Genomic DNA, 21,064 nt, shown 5'->3' with positions numbered 1-21,064 from the left:
CCTCCGGTATATTTTATGACTGAATGAACCGGAGGATTATATGCTTACTCTTGAAACCCCGCGTCTGCATTTGCGTCCCTGGATGCCGGAAGATTATGCACCGTTCCGCGCGCTGAATGCGGATCCGGACGTTATGCGTTTTTTTCCGGACTGCCTGAGCGCGGCAGAAAGTGATGCGATGGCGGATGAAATTATCCGCCGTTTTAAACGGCAGAAAGCATTCGGATTGTGGGTGGCGGAAGAAAAAAGCAGCGGGGAATTTACCGGGTTTGTTGGTCTTAATATCCCGTCCGCGCCGTTTGATTTCAGTCCGTGTACTGAAATCGGCTGGCGTCTGGCGAAACGCTTCCACGGTAAAGGTTATGCAACCGAAGCGGCAAACATCGTGCTGCACCATGCCTTTATAACGCTGAATATGCCGGAGATTGTCGCGTTTACCGCGAAAGTGAATCTGCCTTCTGAGCGGGTGATGGTGAAGGCGGGGATGCGGTATCAGCGGGAGTTTCTGCATCCGTCACTGGAACAGGGGCATCCGTTACAGACGCATGTACTTTATAAGATCACACAGGCGGATTACCGCGCGCGTCAGTCCTGATTATTGCGGGGCGTGCGGCGGCGCTGCGGCAGTGGCGGTACCGGTTTTTTGTCATCGATAAGATGACGGACAGCCAGGATCGGATGATGCCACAGCATACGCGGCCCGGCCCAGCGCATAATCACTTTCATTTCTTCCCGCGGTTTTGGCTGATAACAGTGCACCGGGCACTGTTTACAGGCCGGTTTGTCTTCGCCGTAACGGCATTTTTCCAGCCGTTTCACTGCATACGCCAGCAGATCACGGTAATGTTCCGGAGCATCTGCCGGTGCCGGATGGCGCTGTTCATACAGTTCCACCATACGGGTAACGGTTTTAATTTCCCGCAAAATACGTTTGCCGGCCATCGGAAACTCCTCTTTCGTGCAGTAAAGCCCGTAAATTTAAATACTGTGCTAAAAATTTGCTTTCTTTTTATTTAAAAATAAAATACTGTATATGTATACAGTTCACGGAGAGCAACATCATGCGTATTGAAATTCTGTTAGATAAACGAAATGCAGTGCCTGCGCATCTTATCCAGTCCCTTGAAGTCCAGTTAAAACGCCGGATCCTGCCGTTATATCCGGATATGCAGTTCCGTATTGCGCAAAGCAGCCAGACCACGATTAATATTTCCGGCGTGAAATCCCCCGACGATAAACAGTCGCTGATGGATACCATTCAGACCATCTGGGAAGATGACAGCTGGATGGATGATGACAACGTGCAATCATGATTTTCTTCCTGTTACAGGAAACGCTATCTCCCGGTTTTTGTGCCTTCAGGGGAGATAGCGGTTTTTTTACGCCATTCAGTGATTGCAGATTTTCTCAGCTGATGTGCTGAATCCCTCTTCAGTACCGATAAACTTTCCGCGTGCCGCCAGAAAACTGACCAGTGCTTTTGCATCCATATTCTCTGCCGAGCAGGTATGGAAGCGGGTATTTTCGCCGAACGTGGCATGAATAGCCGCGATAAGTGATTCTGTGGTGTAATGTTTCCCGCTTTCAATAATCATATTCATGACCTCGTGGCCATGGACAGACGCTTTCTCAGACATAATAACTCCGGTCGGATAGTAAAGATGTAATTATTATGCATCTTTTGATGCGCAATAGATTGCGTCAGGTCAGATTATGGTGCGAAAGGGAAGGAGGCATAAGATAACGCCCGCGAAAAAGGGCGTTATCTGACAGGGGGAGAAACTACTGACACTCCGCTAAAATGCGCTGCATCTCATCTTTAACGTGCAGTTTTTCTTTTTTCAGCCGGACGACATTGTCGTTATAGCCTGCGCCGTTCGGGCCTTCAAGCTCGGCGATTTCATTATTTAACTGGTGATGTTTCAGATACAGTGCGGCAAAACGAGGATTTGAGTCTTTAAGCTGTGCTATAAGGGCTTGCTGATCAAATGGCATAGAACCTCCTGTTTGACGGGGAATACAGCCTTTTCAGTATAACAAACACACACCGGAATGCATGGGTCGTATCGTTATATCCGTGATCAGAATGGCATAAATATATCGTGATTTATTGGTGGTGCTGATGGTATCAGGCAGATTTATTAGTTTAACACACTGGCAGTGATGATTTATCTGAGATTATCTGCCAATTTATAAGAATATTCTGTGTTTTACTCTGGCAGTGAACTAAAGATTATTATAATGTTCTTAATAGTCAGCATGAAGATTATGAGACGATTTCATAATCAAATGTACTTATAAAACAAGGTAATTATTTGATGAAAAAATTGATCCTTCCTGTTATGGCCATGTTCGCCGCCGCAGGCGCTTATGCTGAAGAAGCAAAAATCGCTGATATGGAGCCGCTGAAGATTGTGAAAACCGACAATGGCATGAGTGAGCTGAAACATTTCCCGCAGGCTGCGTCAGGTCAGGTTCGCCATGTGATTGCCGTAGAGCCGAAATCTGATGAAGGGCAGTACAAAATCGAGCTGGTTGTCGGTAAAAAACAGATGGTGGACTGCAACCGTCAGTGGTTCGGCGGTACGCTGACACAGAAAACCGTTGAGGGTTTCGGTTATGACTATTATGAGACCGGCGACTTAGCCGGGCCGATGTCCACCATGATGGGCTGCCTCAATAATGAAAAACATGAAGCGTTTGTCAGCGCTAACCTGGGTGACGAAGCCTTTGTCCGTTACAACAGCCGCCTGCCGGTTGTGGTGTATGCCCCTAAAGATGTGGAAGTAAAATACCGTATCTGGAGCACGGATAACCAACTGCTGGATGCACCGGCAAAATAATCCGTTAATATCTGACATATAAAACACGGCATCCGCCGTGTTTTTTTATTCGGTTCTGTCATCATTTCGTCGTACACTTAAACCCATACTGTTTACGGGCGTAATTGTCGTCTATTACTGAGGCTATTGATTATGGAATTTCAGCCATCCCGCCAGATAGCAACCGCGCTGCAATGGGTTCTGAATATTGCACTGCTGATTTTAGGTGTGCTGCTGATTGTATTTATGGGAAAGGAAACACTGACGCTGATTAATCTGCTGTTTTCCGCGCAGGAGAAAACAACCTATCTGTTATTAGACAGTATCGTGACTTATTTCCTCTATTTTGAATTTATTGCCTTAATTGTGAAATACTTTTCGTCGGGCTACCATTTTCCGCTGCGCTATTTTATCTATATCGGCATTACGGCGATGGTGCGCTTAATTATTGTCGATCATTCAGATGCCAATGCGACATTCCTCCATACCTTGTCAATACTGGCGCTGACCGTGGCGTTATATCTGGCAAATACCGATAAGCTTAAACGCAGCTGAAATAACATGCCCCGCAGTGACGCGGGGCAGAATAAACAGATAAACGGGTTCAGCGGATAACCATCACCGATGTTTTGGCATGACGGACAATCGTTGCTGCGGTAGAGCCGAGCAGGAATGTTGCCGCCCCCGGGCGGTGAGAGCCCATCAGGATCAGGTCGGCGTTAATATCTTTGGCATAAGAGAGAATTTCGTTTTTGGCTGATCCGATAGCCGCGTGCAGGGTGTACTGACTTTCCGGCACGGCAATTCCTTTAATAATTTCTTTCAGTGCGGCAAGCGCCAGCTCAATGCGCTCTCCGGATTCCCGCATACTGACCGGCATTGAGGCGTATTCCACCCCGAAGAACATTTCCACGTTAGGGATAACGGTAAAGAAATGGATCTTAGGATTGTCAATTTTCGCCAGTGCTTCCACATGGGGCAGCATTTTGTCTGTCAGGTCATCTTCAAGAATATCAATCGGAACCAGAATCGTGTTGTACATACAGCCTCCTGTTAACTGAAATCAGTGACAGTATGACAAAAAATGACAGCGTGTGCTGTGATCATGACGGCAGCTTATTTAATTTGTGAAATGAAAATAACTATCGTTTATTTTTATTATTAACAATAATAAAAAGGAGAGAATGAATTAAAAAATATAATGATAACGTCATCAGTGACGGGAAATGAAAGAAGGCGTTTTAAAAGCGATAAGAATAATGATTCTCAGTTATAAAAATCAAATAAAATCATAAAATTGGAGACGTGAAAAAAATATTGTGGCATACTGCGGACGCTGAATTAATATTCTGATTTAACCTTGTTAATTGTAATTCTTTATTTCCTGTTCAGAAAGAACGGCATTAATCCGTTTGCTGAACTATAATGATCACGATTCACAGCAAGTATTTGCTTTGTATTAACCACAAAAATAATGTGGAATTAAATTATGTCCAATATACCGGCACAGGCGGATGAAACCGCCGAAAACAGCGCGGATATCAGCCGTGAGATAAAATTTGCGGCCGCGAAAAAAAGTACCTGGGTCAGCGTCTGGGTGAATACCCTGTTGTCTGCATGGCAGATTGTGGCGGGTATTTTCTCGCACTCACAGGGGCTGATTGCTGACGGGGTTCATACTCTGTCTGACCTTATCGCTGATTTTGTGGTACTGATTGCCAACCGCGGCAGCTGTAAAGCACCGGATGAGGAACACCCTTACGGCCATTTCCGTTACGAGAATGTGGCATCACTGGTTCTGGGCGTACTGCTGCTGGTCGTCAGCGGCGGGATGCTGTGGACCGCCGGTTCACGGATTATGTCGCCGGAAACTATTCCGGAAGTACACTCGCTGGCGCTGTATGTCGCGCTGCTGGCACTGCTGGCGAAAGAGGGCCTGTTCCGCTATATGCTGCATGTGGCGCGCAAAGTGAAATCCAATATGCTGGAGGCCAATGCCTGGCATGCCCGTTCGGATGCGGCATCATCGCTGGTGGTGGCCATCGGTATCACCGGCAGTCTGCTGGGTTATAAAATTCTGGATCCGATTGCGGCATTGGTGGTCGGGCTGTTTATTTTGCGCATGGGAGTGAAATTCACCCTGCAGTCTCTCCAGGATTTAATGGATCGCGGTGCGGATGAAGAAACCGTTGCCAAAATCACGCAGTCTGTGATGGAAACCCCGGGGGTGGAAGGGGTGCATGATCTGAAAACCCGTAAGTCCGGCGATTATCTGCTGGTGGATGTCCATATTGAAATTGATGAAAACCTGACGGTCAAAGAAGGTCATGATATCGCTATTGCAGCGGAAATGAATATCCGCCGTGATCCGCAGGTGCTGAGTGTGATGACGCATATTGATCCCGCCCAGTCCGTCCGGGCCGGGCTGACAACCTGATTATTATCTTCTGACAGAATCACCGTTGCGGGGATGAACCCGCAACGGTGATTCTGTTATTAGTTGCACCTGTACCCGGTTTAATTAGAATAGCGGGCATAATGACATTAATGATCAGAGTGCTGCGGGTATGATGAAATTTCCGGGATGGGAAAAATGCAGTTTCAGTGACTATGAAGCCTGCTGTGAAAAGTTCGGTTATAATGCGGAAACCTCACCGCACTATATTAAGTTCGCCATGGAGCAGGGCGTTGAACCGGATTTCTACGCTTACACAAAAAAAGGCGTTATTGAAGGTGCTGTCTGTACAGATAACGGCTGGCTGGCAAACGACAATAATAACCCCGCAAACCGCCTGAAGTGGATGTATTTCCCCCGCTACTCCATCCTGCTGCCTTTTAATAAAAACGTTAAATGTTTTCTGCCATTTAAAACCAAATCCCTGAGTACAGAATGCCGTCAGTTCTATAACAGCTCATTTTCACTGTTTTCCCGGCGTCATGTGGCCGTTTCAAAAGATCTGTCTGCTTTTTCTTCCAAAACCAAAGCCACCCGGAAAAAAGAGATCCGTAAATTTATGGCCGATGGCGGGACATTTGAAAATGTCAGCACCGTCGGGCCGGATTTTTTATTTGAAACCTACTTCCGGTTATATGCAGACCGGCGGGGGCATGAGGTGGAAAATAATCCGGTTATCCGCGCACTTTTTCATCATTGCTATAATAACTTTTTCGGGGAAATTGCGTTTCTTGACGGTAAAGCGGTGGGTATTCAGTTATTGCTTTCCACACCGTCAAAGCGGGGATCATTTATTGATTTTCTGAACATCGGCTACGATATGAATTTACGCAAATATTCTATCGGCACAATGCTGATGTGGCGCAATCTCTGTCTGACAGCAGAACTGCCCGCACCGGTAATTTATTCTTACGGCATGATGTCCGGGGAGTATAAAACCCGCTGGTGTGACCCGGTCAGTATCGGCCGTTCCATCACCTTCTGACGGAAAATACAGACAGATGCCTGTATTTTTATAAAGAACTGCGGGAAAGGCGGATAAACCGGCCCTGTTTATCCCGGTGCAGAGAATAGAGCACTTTTTTATCCCGTGCGGATAACCAGATTTCATCCTGTCCCTGCTCCTGCGTCCGGTAAAGATAATAACCGGCATTATTCAGGTAATTTTTCAGTGGTGCACAATCCCGTGCATCATGAAAAACAACACTGCTCATTTCAGAAACCGACCCTTCTGTCGGGATATATTCAAACTGATAATTCTCTGAGATCCGCGGCGCATTCCGTATCCCGCTGTCCGTGTACATATAGTAACGGTAAATATCGGATTCATGATAAATAATGCGTCCTGTTTCATGAAAAAACAGAAATAAGCCAAACAGCAAAACAGGAATACAAAGAAGTGATAATCTGATTTTTTTCATGCGCTGACCTTCAATACGTTGTCTGTATTTTTCCTGAATATCCGTATTCCGGAATAGTGTGCTACAGATCAAACGATATCAGCGAACGATGCTATCGTATTTATCTGATAATTATGGAAATTAATAATTATCTGAAAGGGTTGGAAATAGCAGAAACAGCAGATTATCCGGCAAAAATAACCTGCTGTGTACAGACGGGATAATTACTGTTGTCGTGCCTGCGGATTGACGCAATTCTGACTGACATCGCCTTTCAGGGCACGCAGCACATTATCCGCAGCGCAGGCAGCCATGGCATAGCGGGTTTCATGAGTGGCGGAGCCGATGTGCGGCATCAGCACGACATTATCCAGCGACAGCAGCGGTGAATCCGGCGGCAGCGGTTCCTGTTCAAAAACATCCAGACCGGCGGCGAGGATCGTTTTATCTTTCAGCGCTTGTGCCAGCGCGGCTTCGTCGATCACGGCACCGCGCCCGATATTGACCAGAATGGCACTGCGTTTCATTTTCTCAAACTGTTCGCGGCCAAATAAATGGCGGGTTTCCGCCGTCAGCGGCAGGGTGATACAGACAAAATCCGACTCTGCCAGCAGGGCATCGAGCGAACGATACTCCGCCTGATACGCTTTTTCGGTTTTTTCATGGCGGGAGCGGGCATTGTAGAGCACTTTCATGCCGAATCCGCAGTGCGCCCGGCGCGCCAGTGCATCACCGATACGGCCCATTCCGGCGATCCCCATCGTTTTATGGTGGACGTCACAACCGTACCAGTCCGGCGTGATACTTTCTGTCCATTCGCCGCGTTTCACCCGCTCTGAGCTGATGATCATTTTCCGTGCGGTCGCCAGCACCAGTGCCATCGTGGCATCGGCAACGGTTTCTGTCAGGACATCCGGGGTATGCATCAGCACCACGTTCCGCGCATTGAGAGCAGAGACATCAAAATTGTCATAACCGACAGTGATGGTGGAAGCCACCCGCAGTTTCGGGGCCATAGCCAGAAAACGGGCGTCAATTTTCCCGCCGGAGCCGAGGATAGCATCCGCCCCGGCCAGCAGCGGTTTTACTGACGGGTCAATGTCCGGATCTATTTCCGCCACGCAGTGAACATCGCATTCAGCGGACAGGCGGGTGAGGATGTCGTCAGGAATATCGCGGTAAACAAGAACGGATGGTTTCATCATGACCTCTCTGAGTGAAAAACTCACAAAATAATCTCTCTTTGATAGTATGATCATTATCACTATATTAAAAATAAATCTGACACTGCATCCAAAAGGCGTTACCCCATGATAAAAATGCAAAAAAGCCACTGGCTGTCCGGCTTTCAGTGGTATTTCTTTATTTTCTGCAATACGGTGCTGATCCCGCCGACACTGCAATCTGCGTTTCATCTTTCTGACGCCGCCACGCTGACTATCACACAATACAGTTTTATCGCCACCGCGCTCGGCAGCCTGGTGCAGGTGTTTACCGGCCACCAGCGCGCGATTATGGAAGGGCCGACCGGTCTGTGGTGGGCCACGATTCTGGGGATCGCTGTGGCGGAAGCCTCTTTCGGGACTTCTGCGGGGGTGACCGGCGCAAACCTTGCGATCGGGATTGCCTGTGCGGGGCTTATCACGCTGGTGATTGGTTTTACCGGCGCAGGAGCCCGTATTGCCCGGATTTTTAACCCTGCGGTGATGGCGGTGTTTATGTTTATGATAGGCGCGCAGCTGGTCTCTATTTTCCTGAAGGGAATGCTGGGACTGCCGTTCGGTATTATGCCGCCGGATGCCACCGTGAATTACCCGGTCTTTTTCCTCGCGCTGGCAACGCTGATCCTGGTGCTGGGTGTGATTGTGTATGCCCCGGTATCCGTGGCCAAATATGCGCTGCTGATTGGTGTCCTGCTGGGCTGGGGTGCGTATGTGCTGCTGTTTTCCCCGCCGGCGCGGGATGTGGCATCCGCATCATGGGAATTTCTGCCGCTCGGCAGCACTGACGGGTTTGAATTCCGCTGGGGTGTGATTATCACCTGTATCCTGACCGGGCTTCTGAATATCAGTAATACCTTCGGTGCCATCCGTTCGACGGATGTGTTTTACATGGATAAACTGCAGGAAAATAATGTCCTGTTCCGGCGCAGTTTTATTGTCACCGGCTCGGTGACGCTGCTGACCGCACCGCTGGCGGTGGTGCCGTTTGCACCGTTTGTCTCCTCGGTGGGATTAATCACCCAGACCAATGACAGCAGCCGGACATCTCTGGTGGTCGGCAGTGTGCTGTTTCTGCTGATGGGGCTGATCCCGCCGGTGACACTTTTCTTCAGCGGGTTACCGCTCGCCATCGGCAGTGCCGTGATGCTGGCGACCTATCTGCCGCTGATGTTTTCCTCACTGGCCTTCGTGGATAAAATTTCCCTGAATGCGCGCAATATTTACCGGCTGGCGATCCCGCTGTTCGTCGGTATTTTTCTGATCAATCCGCCCGCGGTCTTTATCAGCGACCTGCCGGTACTGCTGCGCCCGATGCTGGGGAACGGCATGCTGGTGGCGATCCTGCTGGCGGTATTATCAGAAAGTCTGGTGCGCTGGGATAAGGTAAAGTAGGGCAATTCTGCGGCATTTTTCCGGATGCACGGGAAACTGTGATAGACTTTGTGTCTGTTCCGGCTCCGGAAAATGCACTGACAAAAGGATATTTATGACGCACAAACTCTGGCTGGCAACCGCACTGCTCCCGATTTTGCTCAGCGGTTGTGCCGCGCCTCTGCCACCGGCGCAGACGCAGGAAAACTGCCCGGATTTCACCGGTGTTTATCAGCTGCCGCTGCAGGGGGAATCACAGAGTATTGCCCTGACGCTGCTGGATAAATCCACCAATCAGTATGGTGTGGGCGTGAAGGACAAAAACGGTGTTGATCATTTCACCTCACGTCCGTATCAGGGCGATATGGTGCGGATGGATAAAAAAGAGATGAACGGCCAGCTGGCATGCAGTGTGATGATTGACCAGGTGGGGCTGATTAAGCAGGTTGAAAAAGGCGGACCGATGCCGGGCTTCCCGGGGATTGCCCGCAACGATGATATTAAAATGGCCACCGGTTATGCGTTGTTTATTTTCAGTCCGCAGGGGATTGATTTTATTAACCTGATTAAAACATCAGACGCAGTGCCGGCGGAGTTGCAGCCACCGCGCTGATAGCATGAAGGTGGATGGTGACGCCTGTGATTCCGGCGATAACCGGTAAAAATGAAAAGTCGCTGTGAATACGTCCCTGTAAGCTCAGGCTCGCCATCCATGGCTCGCATGCTTTTCATTTTTTTACCGGTCATCACCCTGTTACATAAAGTCAGAAGTTCATAAATGCAAAAAGCCACCGGACGGTGGCTTTTCAGTATCTTCAGAATAATCAGATATTCTCAACGGACTGCTCGCCGCGGGCCAGCGCGGTTTGTGCGGTCGGGGCATCGGCGATTTTCCGCTCCTCTGCAGTCAGGGTTTTCTCATAACGGCTGTATTTCCACCAGGCGTAGCCGAGGAAAATCAGGATCCCGCTGACGTTATAGAACAGAATGGTTGCAATGTTGGCACCGGTCGGGAAGGTGGAGGCCAGGAAGCCGATAGTGAAAATCACAATCAGCAGGGAAACCACTGCAATCCCTGTGGTGCGTGAACCCATACGGAAGTCACGCGGGATATGATCCAGTTTACGGCGCAGATTCAGATACGCCAGCATGATAAACAGCGGCGGCAGCATTGAAGCAGCGGCGGTCATGTTAATGACAGTGTTCATCAGATCCTGAACGGTATCGGAACCGAGGGTCGGGATAAACATCAGCGGGATCACAATCAGGAACTGGATCCAGGCGGCACGTGCCGGCACGCCGTGTTTGTTCAGTTCCACGGTTTTGGCACCAAAGACACCTTTCGGGATCTCCGCGAAGAAGATTTTAACCGGTGCAGCGGTCCACATCAGCAGGGAGCCGAACATGGCGGTGAAAGAGACCACGCCGACAAAGCGGTTCATCAGGATCTCCGGCAGACCGAAATAGGTGGATAACCCTTCAAAGACCTGTACAGAGCCGCCGGTAAACTTCAGTGCTTCACGCGGTACAAACACGTTGATCACCACGGAGGAGACGGAATAGAGCAGGCCGATGAATAATCCGGCAATAATAATTACCTTCACGAATGCTTTACTGCCGCCTTTTACGTCATTCACATACACGGCAACAGATTCCGCACCTCCGGCCGCCATAAAGATCCACGCGGTGATCCCGAGGAATGCCCAGTTAAAGTTCGGCGTCATGGCTTCCACGGTGATCGGATCAGCAGGCTGAATTCCCCCCACCAGCGCAATACCGGCCAGTGCGATATACGAGAAGGTCAGCAGCAGCATCATTGAGGAAGTGACAGAGGTCATCGGCCCCAGCAGTTTTGCCCCGTTGGTGGACACATAGGTGGAGAACGCAAACAGCACAGTACTGAGCAGTGCGGTGGTGACCGGCGTGAAGATATACTCATAGCCGAGGAAGGCGTAAGAGGCATAGGCGATAACGCGCGGCAGCAGCGAGGTGAAGAAAAACAGGTTCACAAACCAGTAGGTATAGGCGGCGAGGAAAGCCCAGCGGCCGCCGAGAGCACTGCGCACCCAGGCGTACACACCGGCTTCGGAGTTTTTATTCAGGGAGACGAACTCCGCGATAATCAGACAGAACGGAATAAAGTAGAAAATAGTGGCGATAAAGAACATCGGTGCGGAGGCCAGTCCGAGCTCGATATTATTATTAATGACGTTGTTAAAACTGTATACAGCGGCAAAGGTCATGGACAGCAGTCCGAACTTGCCGATGGTATTACGCGCGGATGTGGACATAGCGTTCTCCGTGGATCTCGACGCGGGCGGGTACAGAGCCCTGTTTTGTCGGGTGAAGGCGGGGTGGTTCCCCGCACATTTATTTATTCAGGAAATAACCGTCTTCAATGGTCACGGTAAGCACCACTTTGCGGACATCACCGGTGCAGGTGAACCGGTATGCCTCGTGATTTTCACACACCAGCACATTGCCGGGTTTGCAGAGCAGGATTTCCCCTTTGCCGCGCAGGGTTTCGCGGTCCGTTTCATCACAGTAGGCATTTACCGTGGTCAGCGCGGATTTGGCGGCATACTCCACGTTTTCCTCTCCTTCCAGCCAGTAATGCACCTGAAAATAGCGGCGTTTACCGAGGAAATCCGGCTGCGGCGCTGCTTTAGTCTGAAGGCGGTATATCAGTGAATCACCGACAGAATAGGTCACATCAGGATGAATGGATGGCAGGTTATTGATGGCCTCAATACAACGCTGCCACTTTTTGCCCTGACGGAAAAAACGCTGAAAATCCGTTAAATCAGTAAACAGGATCATGCCCGGCCTCCTGAGTGTGTTTCGCCTGAAAAATGCAGTGTTGCCAGTGTTTCCGCACGGCAGTCGCCTTCGGTAAACGGCAGCAGTGTGAATCCGAAACGGAACGGCCGGAAATAGACACGGTAGCTGTCGAGAACTTCACTGCCCCAGGAGTTAGAGCCCAGCCCGGTCAGGGCGTGGTCAAGGTTCAGCGTGATATGACCGTCCGGCTGCCATTCATGCTGATGTTGGGCGCGGTGGAGTTCTTCCCCGCGGCACGGCCAGCAACTGAAATTGATTGGCTGATCAGGACGCACAAACAGGCCGCTGCCATGATTGTCTGTCAGCGCCAGCCAGCGGGTATCCTGATGGTTGCCGTTGTTCTGCGGGAACGGATAATTGACAAACAGGTCACTGACCGGTGACTGATAGCGGCCGATAAGATTGGCTTTGCAGCTGTCGGCGTAGTTCTCACCCGGCCCGCGCCCGTAGTATTCCGCGTGGTCAAAACGGGCGTCGATGCCCATATCCAGGCCGATGCACGGGATCACATGCGGATAATCACCGTAGGGCTCACCGCTGAGAGTCACCGCAACATGGCCGTCCGGCGCAATGGTGTAGCGGTAAGTGCAGCGCATACCGAAATCAAACACCGGCGGGGCAACCACGGAGTTCACCGTGACAATTACATGGCCGTTTTCCTGTACTGTTTCCATACCCCGGAAATGTTCCTGCATGATTTGCAGGTGTGCCGGATGCCATAAACCTTCATATTCCTGTTTATGGTTATCAATCATCGGTTTAAAGAAACGCATCCGTGGTGCGGCGGCGAGCAGGGATTGCCCGTGGTTTTCCCAGTGAATTAATTTTCCGTCGGTTTTTGAGAAGGTGAGGCTGAAATCACAACCGCGAATATGCATTTCCAACCGTTCGTCACAGACGGTCAGTGGTGTCGCATCATGGCGGATAAACGGCAGCACCGGTGCAGACGCGGCTGCCAGCGGGAACTGATAAACCGCGATTTCATGTCCGGCAGCACTGTAACGGGTGGCATTCAGACGGGTGACGATGATATTGACAAACATTTCGCGACCATCAGCAGCCGGTAAGTGCAGGGCAACGCGGGCGCTTTCGCGGGAGGCGAGTTCAGGCAGTGATAAAATTTCACTGTGAATAATATCGCCGTCAGCACTATATTCAGCGCGGATCTGACATTCTGCCAGCGTACTGAACCAGAAACGGTTTTCAATGGTGATTTCGCCGCTGTTCGCATCAAAATCGCGCACTTTCACCGGTGCAATCACCTGTTTGTACTCTTTCAGCCCGGCGGACGGGGTTTGATCCGGGAAAATCAGGCCATCCATGCAGAAGTTATAGTTGTTCGGGTAATCACCGTAGTCACCGCCGTATTTATAGAACGGACGACCCTGTTCATCCTGCGCCAGAATACCGTGATCACACCATTCCCAGACAAAATGTCCCTGAATGGCATCATGACGGTCAAACACCGCCTGGTATTCACTCAGTCCGCCCGGCCCGTTACCCATGGCGTGAGCATATTCACAGATAATGCGTGGTTTCGGGTGCGGATATTCACCAAACTCATTCATCATCGGTACGCGGGAATACATGGTGCTGATGATATCCACGACATCGGCATCACGGTCTTCTTCATAGTGAATAAGACGGGTGTCATCAATGGCTTTTGCGGCATCATACATGCCACGGATATTACAGCCGTAGCCGGATTCATTACCGAGCGACCACATAATCACGGACGGATGGTTTTTCTGTGCATGCACCTGGCGGCGGATGCGATCGACATACACCGGCTCCCAGGACGGATCATCGGTGATCTGACTGAGATTGCCGACGTTGGCAAAACCGTGGGTTTCCACATCGGTTTCCGCCATCACAAACAAGCCGTAAATATCGCACAGCTCGTAAAAACGCGGATCATTCGGGTAGTGCGCAGTACGGACGGCATTGATATTGTGCTGTTTCATCAGCCGCAGGTCCTGCTCCATCCGGCGGATACCGACAGCACGGCCTTTGTGTTCATCATTATCGTGACGGTTAACGCCGTGTAATTTCACATAATGATTATTGATATAAAACAGGCCGTTGCGGACGTTAATATCGCGGAATCCCACGCGCTGCGGGATCACACTGAGCAGATTGCCGTTGCTGTCCGACAGGCGGATCAGCAGATGATACAGATACGGATCTTCCGCACTCCAGCAGTGCGGGGAATCGATATCTGCGGTGAATATGATGGTATGATCGTCAGCAGTCAGGGTTTTTTTCTGCGAAAAACAGACGGTACTGCCGTCATATAAAACGGCCTCAATCTGCATCCCTTCTGCAGAACCGGCAATTTCCGCAGAGGCGGTCAGCCGGGCGCTGCGGTAATCCGGGGCAAAATCGGTGCGGACAGTCAGATCACGGACATGTACCGGCGGTTGTGCAATCAGATACACATCGCGGAAAATCCCCGCCATCCACCACATATCCTGGTCTTCAATATAGGTACTGTCTGCCCACTGCATGACGCGGACTGATAACAGGTTTTCCCCTGTGCTGACAAATGCGGTGATATCAAATTCAGCAGTCAGGCGGCTGCCTTTACTGAACCCGGCATAGTGGCCGTTCACATAGACTTCAAAGTAGGTTTCAACGCCGTCAAATTTAATAATAACGTGTTGTTGAGACCAGCTTTCATCCAGCGTAAACGTGCGCTGATAGGCACCGGTCGGGTTATCTGACGGGACAAACGGCACATCAATCGGGAACGGCCAGCCCTCATCGGTATACTGAAGCTGTCCGTGGCCTTCCATCTGCCACATATTCGGGACAGTGATGGATGACCATTCTGTCATCGGCGTGTGATAAAACGCCTCCGGTACGCGCAGCGGATGATCAAAATAGCGGAACTGCCATTGCCCGCTGAGCAGTTTAAAGCCCTGACTCAGCTCACGCTGATAAGTGCGGGCAGCGGTGTCGTTATCATAGGCAAAGAAATAGGCACGCGGCGGCAGGCGGTTTTCATGCAGCAGGGTGTAGTTTTCCCAGTTATTCACAGAAGCTCCTTCTTTATAGTCAGCAATCACTGCGGGCTATCGGATGAGATCAATCATTAACGGGATATTAGTAAAAGTTTTACTAAAAACTACACGGTAAAACTAAGATGTTTAACCTGATCACATAATCCGCACAACAGCGGCACAATCTTGTGAGCTGAAACGCTAAATTGTGTAAAAGGCAGTCATCTTTGCAGAAGGTAAATTTTACTGAAAGAAAAACGGCTGCCGGGAAAGGCTGCCGTCTGTTCAGTACAGGGAAGGGGTTACTTCGTGGTGCCGCGCAGAATAAGGCGGGAGGCGGCAAAGACCTGAAGCGGCTCCTGCCGCTCGTCACGCAGACGTTCAAACAGCAGATTCACGCCCTGACTGCCCATTACTTCGGAGTGGATGCGGACGGTCGACAGTGACGGAATGGTAAATTTGGCGGTCGGGATATCATTGACACTGATAAGGGCGATATCCTCCGGGATAGCAATATGCTGTTCATGCAGGGCGCGCAGCACGCCGATAGCAATGGAGTCAGAAGCGACAAACAGGGCCTTCGGGTAGCTCTCTTTGGCCAGCATCTGTTTTGCCAGAGCATAACCGGACGCGCTGGAGAAATCCCCGCGATAGATATCTTCCCCGCGCACCACACCGCGCAGCGAGCCGTATTCAGTAAATGCGACTTCGCGGATATCCGCCGCCGCCGGGGAATCCTGTCCGCCGATAAAACCTATCCGGTCATACCCCTGTGCAATAAAGAAATCGGTCACGGATTGCGCAATATACGCGAGGTCAATATCCACCGCGTCATAATCACTCTGACGATCGCTGAAATCGACAAAACAGACGGCAGAGCAGAGCGCCTGCACATCTGTCAGTACCGCGCGGGCACCATGTCCGATCAGCAGTACGCCGTCCGGGCGGGAAACCGTCTCCGGCAGGTTGTTTTCATAAGCGTGTGTCAGCTCAATACCCAGCCGTTCACTCTGTAATTCAATGCCGTGGCGGATGGAGAGATAGTAAGGATCATTAATTTCCGCTGTTTTCGGATAGCTGTAAACCGCCAGAAAATGCAGCCGCTGTGCCTGACGTTTGCCCGGGGTGTGACGGCGCTGAGCGGAAACGGTGTATTCCAGTTTCTCGGCGATTTCCAGAATACGCAGCTTGGTTTCTTCTTTTACACTGAGTGTCGGGTCGTCATTCAGCACCCGCGACACGGTCGCGAGTGAGACACCGGCTTGCCGGGCGATATCTTTTAGCGTGGCCATTTTTTTGTTCTTTCTCCTCCGGCCGGGAACTGCGGCAGGGCAACAGGCATCATTCAGGCAGTAACAGCTGCTTATAGTAGCACAGAAACTTTTAGTAAAAACCATTCAGCGCATTGGTGTAAACGTTTACACAAATCAGATCAGTATCACAGACTCAAAAACTATTCATGGTTAGAATCTTCCCCGTCCTCACGTTATACTTTGGTTTTCTCTGAATACATTACAAAGCCTGAGAGGTATATGTGGAAATTCTTGTCACCGGCGGTATGGGCTATATCGGCAGCCATACCTGCGTACAGCTGATGAATGCAGGCATGATACCGGTTATTGTGGATAATCTGTGTAACGCCAATGCCAAAGTTCTGGCGCGGATCACCGCAATTACCGGAAAAGAACCTGTTTTTTATCAGGGGGATATCCGTGATGAAGCCTTTCTTGACAGCGTGTTTGCCAAACACCGCATCGATGCGGTGATTCACTTTGCGGGCCTGAAAGCCGTGGGTGAATCCGTGGAAAAACCGGTTGAATATTATGATAACAATATCAACGGCACGCTGGTTCTGCTGCGCAGCATGAAGCGGGCACAGGTAAAACGGATTATTTTCAGCTCTTCCGCCACTGTTTACGGCGACCCGGCCAGTGTGCCGATCACCGAAGAATCCGCTATCGGTAACACCACAAACCCTTACGGCACCAGTAAATACATGGTTGAGCGCATTCTGAATGATGTGCTGATCGCAGATAATGACTGGTCTGTGTCACTGCTGCGTTATTTCAACCCGGTCGGTGCGCATCCGACAGGCACGATGGGTGAAGATCCGAAAGGTATCCCGAATAACCTGACGCCATATATCACTCAGGTTGCTATCGGCCGCCGTGAAAAAGTCAGTATCTATGGAAACGATTACCCTACACCAGACGGTACCGGGGTGCGTGATTATATCCATGTGATGGATCTGGCAGACGGCCATGTTGCGGCACTGAAAACCGTGGCACAGTCTTCCGGGCTGCATATCTATAACCTGGGCACCGGCAAAGGCACCAGTGTGCTGGAAATGATCGCGGCGTTCAGTAAAGCGGCCGGTAAACCGATCCCGTATGCTATCTGCGACCGCCGTCCGGGGGATATCGCCGAGTGCTGGTCCAGCCCGGATAAAGCGGCCCGTGATATGCAGTGGCGCGCCGTCCGTACTGTTGATGATATGGCGCAGGATGCCTGGCGCTGGCAGCAGCAGAACCCGGAAGGTTACGCAGACTGACGAAAGACGAAAACCGGTAACGCCTGAGGACAATCATCGCTAACCCGTTTCATCGTCAGAGAGAATTGTGTCTATGATGACTTTTGATCCGTCTGATTGCCCTCACCGCCGCTATAACCCGTTAACGGGACAGTGGATTTTAGTCTCTCCTCACCGGGCAAAGCGCCCGTGGCAGGGGAGAGATGAAGTCGCTGATGTGGCGGACTTACCGGCTTATGATCCGGACTGCTTTTTGTGTCCGGGAAATACCCGGGTAAGCGGCGATATTAATCCTGCTTACACCGGCACCTATGTTTTTCAGAATGATTTCTCCGCGCTGAGACCGCAGCCCTGCACACAGCCGGAAAATACCAGTCCGTTATTTCAGACTCAGGCCGTCAGCGGGCTGAGCCGCGTGCTCTGTTTTTCCCCCGATCACAGCAAAACCCTGCCGGAACTGCCGGTGGCACAAATCCGTGCCGTCATTGATACCTGGCAGGCGCAGGCACAGGAGCTCGGGGAGAAATACCTCTGGGTTCAGTTGTTTGAGAATAAAGGGGAACTGATGGGCTGCTCGCAGCCGCACCCGCACGGTCAGATCTGGGCAAGTGATTTTCTGCCTGATGCACTGAGCCGCAAGGACGGATTGCTGCGTGACTATTCCCGGCAGCACGGCAGCAACCTGCTGCTGGATTACGCCCGGGCGGAACTGAAAGACGGCAGCCGGATTGTGACAGAAACGGAACACTGGCTGGCAGTCGTGCCGTACTGGGCGGCGTGGCCGTTTGAAACCATGCTGCTGCCGAAACACCGCGTTATTACCCGGATGGACGCCATGACAGAGGCGGAGCGGGATGATCTTGCCGTTGCACTGAAAAAACTCACCAGCCGCTACGATAACCTGTTCCGCTGCGCTTTTCCGTACTCGATGGGCTGGCATTTTGCCCCGTATTTCCAGCAGGGCGAACCGCTGGATCACTGGCAGTTACATGCGCTCTATTATCCGCCGCTGCTGCGTTCCGCAACCGTGCGCAAATTTATGGTCGGCTATGAAATGCTGGCGGAAAGCCAGCGTGACCTGACACCGGAGCAGGCCGCAGAGCGGCTGCGTGCGGTCAGCGACCACCATTTTAAAACCCCTTTATAATCTGAGGTTTCCGATGAAAACAGTTATCAGCAAGGCACAGAATGCCTTTGAGCAATGCTTCGGCGCATCCCCTGACATGCTGATTCAGGCACCGGGCCGCGTGAATCTGATTGGCGAACATACAGATTATAACGACGGTTTTGTTCTGCCGTGTGCCATTGATTTCGGCACCGTGGCGGCGGCCTCGCGGCGTGAGGATCAGAAGGTCTGTGTGGTGGCGGCGGACTATGATAATGATCGTGATGAGTTTGATCTCTCACAACCGATCGAATACCGCGACAATAAATTGTGGGCGAATTATATCCGCGGCGTCATCAAATATCTGGCGGAGCGCGGTTTTGTGTTCGGCGGGATGAATATTGCGGTCAGCGGCAATGTGCCGCAGGGCGCGGGTCTGAGCAGTTCCGCCTCGCTGGAGGTGGTGATCGGTCAGACCGTTAAAGCCCTGTATGACTTACCCGTCAGCCGCGAAGTCATTGCCCTGAACGGGCAGCAGGCGGAGAACCGGTTTGTCGGCTGTAACTGCGGCATTATGGATCAGCTGATTTCGGCCTGTGGTGAAGCCGGACACGCACTGCTGATCGACTGCCGCAGCCTGGAGACCCGTGCGGTTGCCATGCCGGAAAACAGTGTGGTGATGATTATTAACTCCAACAAAAAACGCGGGCTGGTGGACAGCGAATACAACACCCGGCGGCATCAGTGTGAGGCGGCAGCGGCATTCTTCGGTGTGCCGGCGCTGCGGGATGTGACAATGGCACAGTTCGCCGCGCATGCTCATGAGCTGGATGCGGTGACCGCGAAACGGGCCCGTCATGTGATCAGCGAAAATATCCGTACCCTGGCAGCGGCGGAAGCGCTGAAAGACGGGGACTTACCGCGCCTCAGCCAGCTGATGGCGGAATCCCATCACTCCATGCGTGATGATTTTGAAATCACTGTCCCTGAAATTGATGCGCTGGTCGCGATCATTGGTGATGTGATTGGTCTCGAAGGCGGTGTCCGCATGACCGGCGGCGGCTTCGGCGGTTGTGTGGTGGCACTGGTGAAACCGGAACATGTCGCACAGGTTACAGAGGCGATTAACGCACATTACACCTCAATCACCGGCCTGACGGCGGATATTTATGTCTGCCGTGCCAGTGACGGTGCCGGTGTGATCCGCTGACCGGAGGCAATATGACACATATGCAGCAGCGTCCGTATGAACGGGCGCTGGCAACGGAACCGGCCACAGACGGCAGACCGGCGGAGATCGTGGTGCTGACCAACCGCAACGGTATGCGCATCAGTATTGCCGATACCGGCGCGACCTGGCTCAGCTGTGAGTTGCCGCTGGCGGACGGCATACGGGATGTGGTATGCGGTGTAGCGGACAGTGTCGGATTTGCCCGTCAGACCGCCTATTTCGGCGCGACGGTCGGGCGCTTTGCCAACCGGATTGCGGGCGGCGGTTTCACCCTGAACGGGCAGTTTTATCCGCTCGCCTGCAATGAAGGTCGCACCTGTCTGCACGGAGGAACCGATAACTTCAGTCACCGGCGCTGGCAGATCCGCCGCCGCTCAGGAGATTCCGTGACATTTTCTCTGCAGTCACCGGACGGTGATCAGGGTTTTCCGGGCAATCTCAGCGCCGAAGTCACTTATCAGCTGACCCCGGAAAACGAGGTCCGGCTGACTTACCGGACACAAACAGACAAAGCCTGTCCGGTCAGCCTGACCAATCACGCTTACTTTAACCTTGCCGGCGAAAGCAGCGGCGTGAAGGTGACAGAAGGGGATATGCAGATCCGGGCGGACAAACGGCTCGGGCTGAATGCAGATAACTTACCGGATGGCTCGCTCTGCCCGGTGGCCGGCACTGTGTTTGATTTGCGCACCCGCAGGGCGCTGTCACAGGGTTTTATGTCTGAGGCGGCACAACAGCAGACAAAAGGCTTTGATCACGCCTTTGTGCCGGATCCGGCATTGTGTGATGGTAAACAGACTGTTGCGGCGTACTGGTCACCGGCGGGGGATGTGTGTCTGGAAGTGGCTACCACCATGCCCTGCATACAGCTTTATACCGGTAATTATCTCGGCGGTCAGCCGGGAAAACACGGCGATTATCAGGATTATGCCGGGCTGGCGCTGGAAACCCAGTATTTTCCGGACGGGCCGAATCACCCGCACTGGCCGGATGCGGCCAGGGGAATTTCAGCGCCGGGAGAACAGCGGGAGAGTGTGACGGTATACCGGTTTGTGTTTTAAATCAGTGGCTCACAACGATGAGC

The 21,064-nt window shown here is 51.6% G+C and carries 22 protein-coding genes; 12 read left to right on the top strand and 10 right to left on the bottom strand.

The annotated features are described in order from the left end of the window. The first annotated feature begins 40 nt into the window (after positions 1 to 40). Entirely contained in the window at positions 41 to 595 is a 555-nt protein-coding gene (locus tag AB7038_RS10155; RefSeq protein ID WP_369453259.1) for a GNAT family N-acetyltransferase, read from the top strand. Here AB7038_RS10155 and AB7038_RS10150 read toward each other — a convergent pair. Then, positions 586 to 942 (bottom strand): nitrous oxide-stimulated promoter family protein, encoded by a 357-nt coding sequence (locus AB7038_RS10150; RefSeq protein ID WP_024474904.1) that lies wholly within the window; start codon positions 940 to 942, stop codon positions 586 to 588. The two genes, AB7038_RS10155 and AB7038_RS10150, sit on opposite strands and share 10 nt — an antisense overlap. A 119-nt stretch (positions 943 to 1,061) precedes the next feature. Here AB7038_RS10150 and AB7038_RS10145 point away from each other — a divergent pair, with 119 nt between their 5' ends. Continuing rightward, on the top strand, positions 1,062 to 1,313 hold the full coding sequence (locus tag AB7038_RS10145) for a DinI family protein (protein ID WP_101924225.1): 252 nt from the start codon (positions 1,062 to 1,064) through the stop codon (positions 1,311 to 1,313). A gap of 75 nt (positions 1,314 to 1,388) precedes the next feature. Here AB7038_RS10145 and AB7038_RS10140 read toward each other — a convergent pair whose 3' ends face one another. Together AB7038_RS10140 and AB7038_RS10135 are read right to left on the bottom strand one after the other, a co-directional pair. Next, entirely contained in the window at positions 1,389 to 1,637 is a 249-nt protein-coding gene (locus tag AB7038_RS10140; RefSeq protein ID WP_369453258.1) for a YecH family metal-binding protein, read from the bottom strand. Between the two features lie 145 nt (positions 1,638 to 1,782). After that, a complete protein-coding gene (locus AB7038_RS10135; protein ID WP_368889017.1) occupies positions 1,783 to 1,995 on the bottom strand; it encodes a DUF465 domain-containing protein in 213 nt (70 codons plus the stop codon). Between the two features lie 323 nt (positions 1,996 to 2,318). Between AB7038_RS10135 and eco the strand changes: the two genes are divergently transcribed. Continuing rightward, entirely contained in the window at positions 2,319 to 2,843 is a 525-nt protein-coding gene (gene eco / locus AB7038_RS10130) for a serine protease inhibitor ecotin (protein ID WP_369453257.1), read from the top strand. A 132-nt stretch (positions 2,844 to 2,975) separates the two neighbouring features. Continuing rightward, positions 2,976 to 3,377 carry a phosphate-starvation-inducible protein PsiE gene (gene psiE / locus AB7038_RS10125; RefSeq protein WP_123568420.1) on the top strand — a complete coding sequence of 134 codons (402 nt, stop codon included), beginning with the start codon at positions 2,976 to 2,978 and terminating at the stop codon, positions 3,375 to 3,377. A 49-nt stretch (positions 3,378 to 3,426) separates the two neighbouring features. On the opposite strand, the gene AB7038_RS10120 is transcribed toward psiE, so the two are convergent. Then, a complete protein-coding gene (locus AB7038_RS10120; RefSeq protein ID WP_004238583.1) occupies positions 3,427 to 3,864 on the bottom strand; it encodes a universal stress protein in 438 nt (145 codons plus the stop codon). A gap of 447 nt (positions 3,865 to 4,311) precedes the next feature. On the opposite strand from AB7038_RS10120, the gene AB7038_RS10115 reads away from it, so the two are divergent. Both AB7038_RS10115 and AB7038_RS10110 read left to right on the top strand, forming a co-directional pair. After that, positions 4,312 to 5,259, top strand: coding sequence for a cation diffusion facilitator family transporter (locus AB7038_RS10115; RefSeq protein ID WP_369453256.1), 948 nt, complete (start codon positions 4,312 to 4,314; stop codon positions 5,257 to 5,259). 130 nt (positions 5,260 to 5,389) lie between these two features. Beyond that, positions 5,390 to 6,262 (top strand): GNAT family N-acetyltransferase, encoded by an 873-nt coding sequence (locus AB7038_RS10110; protein ID WP_369453255.1) that lies wholly within the window; start codon positions 5,390 to 5,392, stop codon positions 6,260 to 6,262. 28 nt (positions 6,263 to 6,290) lie between these two features. Here the strand turns inward: AB7038_RS10110 and AB7038_RS10105 are convergent, their stop codons facing one another. Both AB7038_RS10105 and ghrB read right to left on the bottom strand, forming a co-directional pair. Then, positions 6,291 to 6,698: a hypothetical protein gene (locus tag AB7038_RS10105; RefSeq protein ID WP_369453254.1), complete on the bottom strand. Its 408-nt coding sequence runs from the start codon at positions 6,696 to 6,698 to the stop codon at positions 6,291 to 6,293. 203 nt (positions 6,699 to 6,901) lie between these two features. Then, entirely contained in the window at positions 6,902 to 7,879 is a 978-nt protein-coding gene (ghrB, locus tag AB7038_RS10100; RefSeq protein ID WP_368889140.1) for a glyoxylate/hydroxypyruvate reductase GhrB, read from the bottom strand. A gap of 108 nt (positions 7,880 to 7,987) precedes the next feature. On the opposite strand from ghrB, the gene AB7038_RS10095 reads away from it, so the two are divergent. Then, entirely contained in the window at positions 7,988 to 9,292 is a 1,305-nt protein-coding gene (locus tag AB7038_RS10095; RefSeq protein WP_349419474.1) for a uracil/xanthine transporter, read from the top strand. 94 nt (positions 9,293 to 9,386) lie between these two features. Then, a complete protein-coding gene (locus tag AB7038_RS10090; RefSeq protein ID WP_368889014.1) occupies positions 9,387 to 9,884 on the top strand; it encodes a hypothetical protein in 498 nt (165 codons plus the stop codon). Positions 9,885 to 10,095: 211 nt separating this feature from the next. Here AB7038_RS10090 and AB7038_RS10085 read toward each other — a convergent pair whose 3' ends face one another. The 4 genes from AB7038_RS10085 to ebgR form a co-directional block, all read right to left on the bottom strand. Beyond that, positions 10,096 to 11,562, bottom strand: a complete 1,467-nt coding sequence (locus AB7038_RS10085; RefSeq protein ID WP_368889013.1) for an amino acid permease — start codon at positions 11,560 to 11,562, stop codon at positions 10,096 to 10,098. Positions 11,563 to 11,641: 79 nt separating this feature from the next. Beyond that, the gene (locus tag AB7038_RS10080; protein WP_369453253.1) at positions 11,642 to 12,091 is read right to left on the bottom strand and encodes a beta-galactosidase subunit beta; all 450 of its coding nucleotides are present in this window, start codon (positions 12,089 to 12,091) and stop codon (positions 11,642 to 11,644) included. Beyond that, positions 12,088 to 15,150, bottom strand: a complete 3,063-nt coding sequence (gene ebgA / locus AB7038_RS10075) for a beta-galactosidase subunit alpha (protein WP_369453252.1) — start codon at positions 15,148 to 15,150, stop codon at positions 12,088 to 12,090. The genes AB7038_RS10080 and ebgA overlap by 4 nt, the downstream gene beginning before the upstream one ends. A 266-nt stretch (positions 15,151 to 15,416) precedes the next feature. Beyond that, the gene (ebgR, locus tag AB7038_RS10070) at positions 15,417 to 16,406 is read right to left on the bottom strand and encodes a transcriptional regulator EbgR (RefSeq protein WP_368889010.1); all 990 of its coding nucleotides are present in this window, start codon (positions 16,404 to 16,406) and stop codon (positions 15,417 to 15,419) included. A 242-nt stretch (positions 16,407 to 16,648) separates the two neighbouring features. Here ebgR and galE point away from each other — a divergent pair, with 242 nt between their 5' ends. The 4 genes from galE to AB7038_RS10050 all read left to right on the top strand — a co-directional run bounded on the left by galE (position 16,649) and on the right by AB7038_RS10050 (position 21,041). Continuing rightward, on the top strand, positions 16,649 to 17,665 hold the full coding sequence (gene galE / locus AB7038_RS10065; RefSeq protein WP_369453251.1) for a UDP-glucose 4-epimerase GalE: 1,017 nt from the start codon (positions 16,649 to 16,651) through the stop codon (positions 17,663 to 17,665). A 73-nt stretch (positions 17,666 to 17,738) separates the two neighbouring features. Continuing rightward, positions 17,739 to 18,791 carry a UDP-glucose--hexose-1-phosphate uridylyltransferase gene (locus AB7038_RS10060; RefSeq protein ID WP_369453250.1) on the top strand — a complete coding sequence of 351 codons (1,053 nt, stop codon included), beginning with the start codon at positions 17,739 to 17,741 and terminating at the stop codon, positions 18,789 to 18,791. 13 nt (positions 18,792 to 18,804) lie between these two features. Continuing rightward, on the top strand, positions 18,805 to 19,959 hold the full coding sequence (galK, locus tag AB7038_RS10055; RefSeq protein ID WP_369453248.1) for a galactokinase: 1,155 nt from the start codon (positions 18,805 to 18,807) through the stop codon (positions 19,957 to 19,959). An 11-nt stretch (positions 19,960 to 19,970) separates the two neighbouring features. Continuing rightward, a complete protein-coding gene (locus AB7038_RS10050; RefSeq protein ID WP_369453247.1) occupies positions 19,971 to 21,041 on the top strand; it encodes a galactose-1-epimerase in 1,071 nt (356 codons plus the stop codon). The last annotated feature ends 23 nt before the right edge of the window (positions 21,042 to 21,064 follow it).

The sequence above is a fragment of the Morganella morganii genome (assembly GCF_041099235.1).
In the GTDB taxonomy this organism is placed as follows: domain Bacteria; phylum Pseudomonadota; class Gammaproteobacteria; order Enterobacterales; family Enterobacteriaceae; genus Morganella; species Morganella morganii_E.
This window is presented reverse-complemented; position numbering and strand designations above follow the sequence as displayed.

What these genes read in the sequence shown, in the direction of transcription:
- AB7038_RS10120 (WP_004238583.1), bottom strand. Translation starts at nt 3,864, where the DNA reads ATGTACAACACGATTCTGGTTCCGATTGATATTCTTGAAGATGACCTG.
- AB7038_RS10135 (WP_368889017.1), bottom strand. Translation starts at nt 1,995, where the DNA reads ATGCCATTTGATCAGCAAGCCCTTATAGCACAGCTTAAAGACTCAAAT.
- galK (WP_369453248.1), top strand. Translation starts at nt 18,805, where the DNA reads ATGAAAACAGTTATCAGCAAGGCACAGAATGCCTTTGAGCAATGCTTC.
- AB7038_RS10155 (WP_369453259.1), top strand. Translation starts at nt 41, where the DNA reads ATGCTTACTCTTGAAACCCCGCGTCTGCATTTGCGTCCCTGGATGCCG.
- AB7038_RS10080 (WP_369453253.1), bottom strand. Translation starts at nt 12,091, where the DNA reads ATGATCCTGTTTACTGATTTAACGGATTTTCAGCGTTTTTTCCGTCAG.
- AB7038_RS10150 (WP_024474904.1), bottom strand. Translation starts at nt 942, where the DNA reads ATGGCCGGCAAACGTATTTTGCGGGAAATTAAAACCGTTACCCGTATG.
- AB7038_RS10095 (WP_349419474.1), top strand. Translation starts at nt 7,988, where the DNA reads ATGATAAAAATGCAAAAAAGCCACTGGCTGTCCGGCTTTCAGTGGTAT.
- AB7038_RS10060 (WP_369453250.1), top strand. Translation starts at nt 17,739, where the DNA reads ATGATGACTTTTGATCCGTCTGATTGCCCTCACCGCCGCTATAACCCG.
- AB7038_RS10145 (WP_101924225.1), top strand. Translation starts at nt 1,062, where the DNA reads ATGCGTATTGAAATTCTGTTAGATAAACGAAATGCAGTGCCTGCGCAT.
- AB7038_RS10115 (WP_369453256.1), top strand. Translation starts at nt 4,312, where the DNA reads ATGTCCAATATACCGGCACAGGCGGATGAAACCGCCGAAAACAGCGCG.
- ghrB (WP_368889140.1), bottom strand. Translation starts at nt 7,879, where the DNA reads ATGAAACCATCCGTTCTTGTTTACCGCGATATTCCTGACGACATCCTC.
- eco (WP_369453257.1), top strand. Translation starts at nt 2,319, where the DNA reads ATGAAAAAATTGATCCTTCCTGTTATGGCCATGTTCGCCGCCGCAGGC.
- AB7038_RS10050 (WP_369453247.1), top strand. Translation starts at nt 19,971, where the DNA reads ATGACACATATGCAGCAGCGTCCGTATGAACGGGCGCTGGCAACGGAA.
- AB7038_RS10090 (WP_368889014.1), top strand. Translation starts at nt 9,387, where the DNA reads ATGACGCACAAACTCTGGCTGGCAACCGCACTGCTCCCGATTTTGCTC.
- AB7038_RS10085 (WP_368889013.1), bottom strand. Translation starts at nt 11,562, where the DNA reads ATGTCCACATCCGCGCGTAATACCATCGGCAAGTTCGGACTGCTGTCC.
- AB7038_RS10105 (WP_369453254.1), bottom strand. Translation starts at nt 6,698, where the DNA reads ATGAAAAAAATCAGATTATCACTTCTTTGTATTCCTGTTTTGCTGTTT.
- AB7038_RS10110 (WP_369453255.1), top strand. Translation starts at nt 5,390, where the DNA reads ATGATGAAATTTCCGGGATGGGAAAAATGCAGTTTCAGTGACTATGAA.
- ebgR (WP_368889010.1), bottom strand. Translation starts at nt 16,406, where the DNA reads ATGGCCACGCTAAAAGATATCGCCCGGCAAGCCGGTGTCTCACTCGCG.
- psiE (WP_123568420.1), top strand. Translation starts at nt 2,976, where the DNA reads ATGGAATTTCAGCCATCCCGCCAGATAGCAACCGCGCTGCAATGGGTT.
- AB7038_RS10140 (WP_369453258.1), bottom strand. Translation starts at nt 1,637, where the DNA reads ATGTCTGAGAAAGCGTCTGTCCATGGCCACGAGGTCATGAATATGATT.